Here is a 9,224-nt window from a genome sequence, read left to right as displayed (position 1 = left end):
CCCGTGGTCGTCGTGGTGTGTTGTTGCCGCAGTTGTTGGTGTCGGCGGTGGAGTCGGCGGGTGATTCGGTGGCGGTGGTGGAGGGTTCTCGGTCGTTGTCGTATCGGGAGCTCGATGCGGTGTCGTCGCGGTGGGCGCGGTGGTTGATCGGTCGTGGGGTGGGGCCGGGGGATGCGGTGGTGGTGGCGGTGCCGCGGTCGCTCGAGTCGGTGGTGGTGTTGTGGGCGGTGGCGAAGTCGGGGGCGACTTTCGTGCCGGTGGATCCGGGTTATCCGGCCGAGCGGGTGCAGTTCATGGTGGCCGATTCGGGTGCGGTGTTGGCGTTGACGGTGGCGTCGGTGGCGCAGGTGGTGGCTGAGGCGGCGGGGTCGGTGCCGGTGGTGGCGGTCGACGAGGTGTCGGTGGCTGCGCAGGTGGGGCAGTTGTCGTCGCGTCCGGTGTCGTATGCGGATCGGGTGCGTTCGCTCGAGCTGTCGGATGCGGCGTGGATGATCTATACCTCGGGGTCGACGGGGCGGCCGAAGGGTGTGGTGGTCTCGCATGCCGGTGTCGGTGGGGTGGTGTCGGCCGAGCGTGAGCATTTCGGGGTCGATGCTTCGTCGCGGGTGTTGCATGTGTGTTCGCCGAGTTTCGATGTGTCGTTGCTCGAGTTGGGGGTGGGGTTCTCGGCGGGGGCGACGGTGGTGGTGGCGCCGGCGGGGGTCGGTGGTGGTCCGGATCTGGCGGATGTGATTGCCTCGCAGTCGGTGTCGCATGTGTTCATGACGCCGGGTGCGTTGGGGTCGATGGATCCTGCGGGCTTGGACGATCTGCGTGTGGTGGTGGTGGCGGGGGAGTCGTTCACTCCGGATCTGGTGCGGCGGTGGTCGGTGCCGGGTCGGCGGCGGTTCTTCAATGCCTATGGTCCGACGGAGACGACGATTCTGGCGACCTCGTCGGCGGAGTTGGTGTCCGATGCGCCGGTGGTGATCGGGTCGGCGATCGCGGGGGTGGGGGCGTTCGTGCTCGATGAGCGGTTGCGTCCGGTGCCCGAGGGTGTGGTCGGTGAGTTGTATGTGGCCGGGGCGCAGGTGGCGCGGGGTTATCACGGTCGGTTCGGGTTGACCGCGGCGCGGTTCGTGGCCGATCCGTTCACTCCGGGGGCTCGGATGTATCGGACGGGGGATCTGGTGCGTCGCGGCGGCGATGGGGTGTTCGAGTATGTCGGGCGTAGTGATTTCCAGGTCAAGATCCGGGGGTTCCGGATCGAGCTGGGGGAGATCGATGCGGTGTTGTCGTCGGTGCCGGGGGTCGGTTTCGCGGTGACGGTGGGGGCGGCGTTGGCGTCGGGGGAGTCGGCGTTGGTGTCGTATGTGGTGCCCGAGGCGGGGGTGGTGCTCGATCCGGCGCAGGTGCGGGCGTCGGTGGGGGAGGTGTTGCCCGGTTATATGGTGCCGTCGTCGGTGACGGTGCTCGACGAGGTGCCGCTGACACCGGTGGGGAAGGTCGATCGGGCGGCGTTGCCGGCGCCGGTGTTCGAGGTGGCCGAGTATCGGGCTCCGCGGACGCCGGTGGAGGTGGCCGTGGCCGCGGAGGTCGCGCAGGTTCTGGGGGTCGAGCGGGTCGGGTTGGATGATTCGTTCGTCGATCTCGGTGGTAATTCGTTGGCGGCGACGCGGTTGGTGGCGCGGTTGTCGGCGCGGTTGGGGTATCGGGTGGCGGTGCCGGTGGTGTTCGAGGCGTCGTCGGTGCAGGAGTTGGCGGCCCGTCTCGATACCGGCACCGCCGGTGCCGGGGTCGGGAGTGTGGTGTTGGCGGCGCGGCAGCGTCCGGATCGGGTGCCGTTGTCGTTGGCGCAGCAACGCATGTGGTTCCTCAACCGGCTCGAACCGCATTCCGCCGTGAACAATATCCCTGTGGCCATTCGTCTTTCGGGACGTCTGGACGTCGATGCGCTGCAGGCAGCAGTCTCCGACGTGGTGGAACGTCACGAATCGCTCCGCACCGTCTACCCCGAGATCGACGGTGTCGGCTACCAGCAGGTGCTGCCCGCCGCGGACGCGGTCGTCGAGGTCCGTCCCGAGACCGTCGGGGCCGACGAGGTCCCGGCCCGGGTCGCCGAAGCGGTCACTACCGGCTTCGATGTGACGCAACAGGTTCCGATCCGAGTGCGTCTGTTCGCCGTGGCCCCGGACGAGCACGTGCTCGTCGTCGTGGTGCACCACATCTCCGCCGACGGCTACTCGATGGGGCCGCTGACCCGCGACGTGGTGACGGCCTACGCCGCGCGTGTCGCGGGCGGGGAACCCGGATGGGCACCGCTCGAGGTGCAGTACGCGGACTACACACTCTGGCAGCGCGAGGTCCTCGGCGAGGAGTCCGACCCCGAGTCGCTCATGGCGCGCGAGACGGACTTCTGGACGCGGACCCTCGCGGATCTGCCCGAAGAGGCGACGCTGCCGTCCGATCGTCCCCGGCCGGCCGTCGCGAGCTATCGGGGTGCCTCGCACCGCCTCACCCTCGACGAGCGGGTCCGCGCAGCGATCGCCGATCTCGCCCGCCGCAGCGGCGCAACGGAATTCATGGTCGTCCACGCCGCGCTCGCCGTGCTTCTCGCCCGGCTCGGCGGTAACGACGACATCACCATCGGTACTCCCGTCGCCGGCCGTGGCGACGCCGCGCTCGACGATCTGGTGGGCATGTTCGTCAACACCCTGGTGCTGCGTACACCCGTCGAACCCGATGCGTCCTTCGGCGACTTCCTCGACTCGGTGCGCACGGCCGACCTCGAGGCGTTCACCCATGCCGACGTGCCGTTCGAGCGGCTCGTCGAGGTGCTCGATCCGCCTCGTTCGCAGGCGCGCCACCCGCTCTTCCAGGTGATGCTCACCTTCCAGAACATGCCGGTCTCGCAGCTGGAACTGCCCGAGCTGACTGTCTCCGGTATCGACTTCGACGCGCAGGTCGCCAAGTTCGATCTGCAGGTCACCGTCGCGGATGTCGTCGACGCCGCCGGCGATCCTTCCGGCCTCGTGGTGGAATTCAACTACGCCACCGAACTGTTCGATCAGCAGACCGTCGCCGCTGTCGGAGAACGGTTCTCGCGGATCCTCGAGGCGGTCACCACCGATCCGCGCGTCGCGGTCGGCGACGTGCCGCTCGTCACCGACGGCGAGCTCGACCGCATCCTCACCGAGTGGAACACGCTCGGCAAATCCGTCCCGGTCGCCGAACCGGCCACGCTGGCTGCCCGTTTCGACGTGGCCGTCCGCGCGCACGCCGCGAATGCCGCGGTGACCCACGGGGAGACGACCCTCACGTACGCCGAGCTCGGTGCCCGCGCGAACCGGATCGCACGCCGGCTCGTCGGCGCAGGCGTCGGACCGGGCACTCTCGTCGCGGTGGCCCTGCCGCGGACCGAGGACCTCGTGGTCGCTCTCACCGCGGTCGTGCTCTCCGGCGGCGCCTACCTGCCGATCGACACCGCTCACCCGCAGGACCGTGTGCGGTACATCCTCGACCAGGCGCGACCTCGCGTGATCCTCACCTCGGATGCACTCGGAGACGAGCCCGGAGCGGAGGCGTTGCGCGGCAGCGGAATCGAGATGCTCGACGTCGCCGCCGCACAAGACGACGCCTCGGTCTCGGCCGATCCGCTCACCGACGCCGACCGGATCGCATCGCCGCAGCCGGACGATCTCGCGTATGTCATCTTCACCTCCGGTTCCACCGGCCGCCCCAAGGGCGTCGCCGTCACACACCGGAACGTGCTGACCCTCTTCGCCAACGCCGAACCCCGCTTCGGCTTCGGCCCGGACGACGTGTGGACGCTGTTCCACTCCTACGCCTTCGACTTCTCGGTGTGGGAGCTGTGGGGACCGCTGCTGTACGGAGGCCGGCTCGTCGTCGTCGACTACCTCACCTCCCGGTCACCCGAGCTGTTCGCGCAGCTCGTGCGCCGCGAGGGCGTCACGGTGCTCAACCAGACGCCGTCGGCGTTCTACCAGTTCGACGAGGCCGATCGCACTCTCGCGGCCGACACGGCACCGCTCGCGCTGCGTTACGTCGTCTTCGGCGGCGAGGCACTCGACCCGGCCCGGCTCGCGGGCTGGTTCGATCGTCACCCCGCCGGTCCGCAACTGGTGAACATGTACGGCATCACCGAGACCACGGTGCACGTGTCGTACCAGCCCATCGACCGCGCCCTCGCGAAGGCCGGTGCCGCCAGCGCGATCGGACGCTCGCTTCCCGGACTGGACGCCTACGTCCTCGACCGGCGCCTGCATCCCGTGCCCGCCGGCGTGCCGGGCGAGCTGTACATCTCCGGCGACCAGCTCTCCCGCGGATATCTCGGACGCCCCGACCTGACGGTCGCGCGCTTCGTCGCGAACCCCTTCGGCCGCGGTCGCCTCTACCGCACCGGCGACATCGCGCGGTGGAACGGCGAAGGCATCCTCGAATACGCGGGTCGCAGCGACTCGCAGGTCCAGCTCCGCGGCTTCCGTATCGAACTGGGCGAGATCGAGTCGCAGCTGCTGCAGGCTCCGGGTGTCGCACAGGCCGTCGCGATGGTCCGGGACGACGGACTCGGCGAACGTCTCGTCGGTTACGTCGTCGCCCGCACCGGTGAGACCGTCGATCCGGCCGCGGTGCGCGCGCACGCATCCGAATTCCTCACGGGGTACATGGTTCCCGATGTGGTGACCGTGCTCGACGAACTGCCGCTCACGGTGAACGGCAAGCTCGACCGGCGCGCTCTCCCCGTGCCCCGCATCGACATCGACGCCGATCGTTTCCGCGAACCGGCCACCGGATCGGAACGGATCGTCGCGCAGGTCTGGGCCGAGGTGCTGGGTATCGAACGCGTCGGTGCCGACGACTCGTTCTTCGACCTCGGCGGCAACTCCCTCGTCGCGACACGGGTCGTCGCCCGCATCAACGAGGCGACCGGAGCGAGCCTGGCCATCCGGGAACTGTTCGAAGATCCCACCGTCGCGGGTCTGGCGGCGCGCGTCGACGCCGGCGGTTCCGATCGCGCGGTGCCGGAGCTCGTCGCACGGCCGCGTCCCGATCGCATCCCCCTCTCGCTCGCGCAGCAGCGCATGTGGGTGCTCAACCAGCTCGACCCGGGCTCCGCGACCTACAACATCCCGCTCGCCATCCGGCTGCGGGGCGCACTCGACATCGATGCGCTGACCGCGGCGGTACGCGACGTCGTCGAGCGGCACGAGACGTTGCGCACCGTCTACACGCAGGACGAGCAGGGCCCGTTCCAGAAGATCCTGGATGCGGAGTCGATGCCGCCGCTCGAGGTGGTCCGCGTGGCCTCCGAGCAGGAGGCTTTCGAGGCCGTGGTCGAGGTCGCCTCGCAGGGATTCGACGTGTCCTCCGAGCCGCCCGTACGTGGTCGCCTCGTCTCGATCTCCGCCGGCGGTAGTGCAGGTTCGGTCGTCTCCGACGATCATGTCCTCGCGCTCGTGGTGCACCACATCTCGGCCGACGGCGCCTCGCTCGTGCCGTTGGCCCGCGACCTCATGGAGGCCTACGTCGCCCGGCTGTCCGGTTCGCGACCCGACCGCCCGCCGCTCGAGGTGCAGTACGCGGACTTCGCGGCGTGGCAGCAGGAGACCTTCGGCGACGCCGAGAACCCCGATTCGCCGGCGGGCAGGCAGCTCGCCTACTGGAAGCAGCAGCTGGCCGGGGTACCGGACCTGCTCGACCTGCCCACGGACCGGCCGCGCCCCGCGGTACCGAGCCTGCGCGGGGCCACGGTCTTCACCGAGGTCGACGCGTCGACCCGGCAGCGGCTCGAGGCGCTGGCGACCGAGAACCGTGCGTCGTTGTTCATGGTCGTCCACGCCGCGCTCGCCGTGCTGCTCGCGCGGATGAGCGGTTCGCGGGACGTCGTCGTGGGAACCGCCGTCGCGGGACGCGGCTCGCGGGTGCTCGACGACATCGTCGGCATGTTCGTGAACACACTCGCCCTGCGCACGGACGTCGATCCGGGCGCGCATTTCGCCGACATTCTCGAACAGGCACGCACCGCCGATCTCGAAGCGTTCGCGCACGCCGACATCCCGTTCGAGCGCATCGTCGACGAGGTCGTCGCCACCCGGTCGCCGGCACGTCATCCCGTCTTTCAGACGATGCTCTCGTTCCAGAACCTCGAACCCGCCCGGCTCGAACTGCCCGAGCTCACGGTGGAAGCACTCGATTCGGGGGTGCTCGCCGCGAAATTCGACCTGCAGGTGACCGTGGAGCCGCTCGCCGACGACGACGGCATGCGGATCGCGCTCACCTACGCCGTCGATCTCTTCGACGAGACGACGGCGCAGGCACTCGCGCAACGCTTCGTGACGGTCCTCGACGCCGTTGCCGCGGATCCCGGTTCGGTGGTCGGCGACATCGAGGTCCGGACCGAGACCGAGCGCGAGGCGGCAACCACCCCGGTCGCCGCTCCGGTGCGGGAAACCGCTCTCGAGACGGTCGACCGGACCGTCGTCCAGGAGTTGCAGATCGCGGTCGAGTCCGATCCCGAGGCGCCCGCCGTGGTGGTGGGCGACACCGAACTCGGCTTCGTCGACGTCGAGCGCCGGTCGTCGCAGTGGGCCCGGTACCTCATCTCCCGCGGAGCGGGTCCGGGTCGCACCGTCGCCGTCGACCTTCCGGTCGGTCCCGACCTGATCGTTGCGGTGTGGGCCGCCGTCAAGACGGGAGCCGCCGTCACGGTCGACCCCACGGTCACTGCCGACCACGTGCTGACCACCCTCGCACGCAGCGACGATCTGCGGTCGTCGGTCGCGGGGACGTTCGTCGACGATCCGGAGACGCTCGCCCTCGTCACCGAGCAGCCGACCCGCTCGATCGCGTACACCGACCGTTCCGGTGTCCTCGGCCCCGACGACACGGCCGTCCGGACGAGTGAACTCGATCTCACCCACGGTGCGGTCGTCGCGGCGCTGCGGCGCGGCCGGAAGGACCTCGATCTGACCTACGAGTCGCGGGTCCTTCTCGCCGGTTCCCGCCTCGACCAGTGGACGGTCTTCGCCGTCCTGGCCGCGGCGATCACCGGTGCCGTCGTCGTTCCCGCCGGTCCCGACCATGACCCGGGCATCCTCGTCGACGAGGAGTGGGTGACCCACGGCTTCGTTCCGGCCGACGAACTCGCCGCTCTGCCCGACACCGAGGACCTCGTGGCGGTCGTCGTCACGGACGGGCCTGCGCACGACGGCGTGGAGCTCTCCGCCGGACTCGCCGGCAAACTTTCCGACCTGCGTTCCCCCTGGGTCCTGCAGGAATGATTGCGGAAAGGTAACTTTACTTACCGGCCGAGTTCGTTCGGGGCGTCCACGGCCGGAAGGAGAGCTGTTCCGTGTTGCACAGAGGTCTTGTCGGGGGCCGAGCACGCTCGGGGACGCGCACACGGATGGGGGAACCCACCGCATGAGGGCACGGAGCCAGGACCGTGCTCGCCCTCGTGCTCCGCGTATGACCCGTGGTCGTCGTGGTGTGTTGTTGCCGCAGTTGTTGGTGTCGGCGGTGGAGTCGGCGGGTGATTCGGTGGCGGTGGTGGAGGGTTCTCGGTCGTTGTCGTATCGGGAGCTCGATGCGGTGTCGTCGCGGTGGGCGCGGTGGTTGATCGGTCGTGGGGTGGGGCCGGGGGATGCGGTGGTGGTGGCGGTGCCGCGGTCGCTCGAGTCGGTGGTGGTGTTGTGGGCGGTGGCGAAGTCGGGGGCGACTTTCGTGCCGGTGGATCCGGGTTATCCGGCCGAGCGGGTGCAGTTCATGGTGGCCGATTCGGGTGCGGTGTTGGCGTTGACGGTGGCGTCGGTGGCGCAGGTGGTGGCTGAGGCGGCGGGGTCGGTGCCGGTGGTGGCGGTCGACGAGGTGTCGGTGGCTGCGCAGGTGGGGCAGTTGTCGTCGCGTCCGGTGTCGTATGCGGATCGGGTGCGTTCGCTCGAGCTGTCGGATGCGGCGTGGATGATCTATACCTCGGGGTCGACGGGGCGGCCGAAGGGTGTGGTGGTCTCGCATGCCGGTGTCGGTGGGGTGGTGTCGGCCGAGCGTGAGCATTTCGGGGTCGATGCTTCGTCGCGGGTGTTGCATGTGTGTTCGCCGAGTTTCGATGTGTCGTTGCTCGAGTTGGGGGTGGGGTTCTCGGCGGGGGCGACGGTGGTGGTGGCGCCGGCGGGGGTCGGTGGTGGTCCGGATCTGGCGGATGTGATTGCCTCGCAGTCGGTGTCGCATGTGTTCATGACGCCGGGTGCGTTGGGGTCGATGGATCCTGCGGGCTTGGACGATCTGCGTGTGGTGGTGGTGGCGGGGGAGTCGTTCACTCCGGATCTGGTGCGGCGGTGGTCGGTGCCGGGTCGGCGGCGGTTCTTCAATGCCTATGGTCCGACGGAGACGACGATTCTGGCGACCTCGTCGGCGGAGTTGGTGTCCGATGCGCCGGTGGTGATCGGGTCGGCGATCGCGGGGGTGGGGGCGTTCGTGCTCGATGAGCGGTTGCGTCCGGTGCCCGAGGGTGTGGTCGGTGAGTTGTATGTGGCCGGGGCGCAGGTGGCGCGGGGTTATCACGGTCGGTTCGGGTTGACCGCGGCGCGGTTCGTGGCCGATCCGTTCACTCCGGGGGCTCGGATGTATCGGACGGGGGATCTGGTGCGTCGCGGCGGCGATGGGGTGTTCGAGTATGTCGGGCGTAGTGATTTCCAGGTCAAGATCCGGGGGTTCCGGATCGAGCTGGGGGAGATCGATGCGGTGTTGTCGTCGGTGCCGGGGGTCGGTTTCGCGGTGACGGTGGGGGCGGCGTTGGCGTCGGGGGAGTCGGCGTTGGTGTCGTATGTGGTGCCCGAGGCGGGGGTGGTGCTCGATCCGGCGCAGGTGCGGGCGTCGGTGGGGGAGGTGTTGCCCGGTTATATGGTGCCGTCGTCGGTGACGGTGCTCGACGAGGTGCCGCTGACACCGGTGGGGAAGGTCGATCGGGCGGCGTTGCCGGCGCCGGTGTTCGAGGTGGCCGAGTATCGGGCTCCGCGGACGCCGGTGGAGGTGGCCGTGGCCGCGGAGGTCGCGCAGGTTCTGGGGGTCGAGCGGGTCGGGTTGGATGATTCGTTCGTCGATCTCGGTGGTAATTCGTTGGCGGCGACGCGGTTGGTGGCGCGGTTGTCGGCGCGGTTGGGGTATCGGGTGGCGGTGCCGGTGGTGTTCGAGGCGTCGTCGGTGCAGGAGTTGGCGGCCCGTCTCGA

2 protein-coding genes are annotated in these 9,224 nt (G+C 69.4%); both read left to right on the top strand.

Going from position 1 to position 9,224, the window contains the following annotated elements; genetic code table 11:
• Window positions 1–17: 17 nt before the first annotated feature.
• On the top strand, window positions 18–7,280 hold the full coding sequence (locus tag ACNJ7K_RS12285; RefSeq protein WP_487041750.1) for an amino acid adenylation domain-containing protein: 7,263 nt from the start codon (window positions 18–20) through the stop codon (window positions 7,278–7,280).
• Window positions 7,281–7,467: 187 nt separating this feature from the next.
• The coding region (locus ACNJ7K_RS12280; protein WP_487041749.1) for a non-ribosomal peptide synthetase at window positions 7,468–9,224 on the top strand (1,757 nt) is incomplete at its 3' end.

This window comes from Rhodococcus shunpengi (assembly GCF_048381395.1).
GTDB lineage: Bacteria > Actinomycetota > Actinomycetes > Mycobacteriales > Mycobacteriaceae > Rhodococcus.
This window is presented reverse-complemented; position numbering and strand designations above follow the sequence as displayed.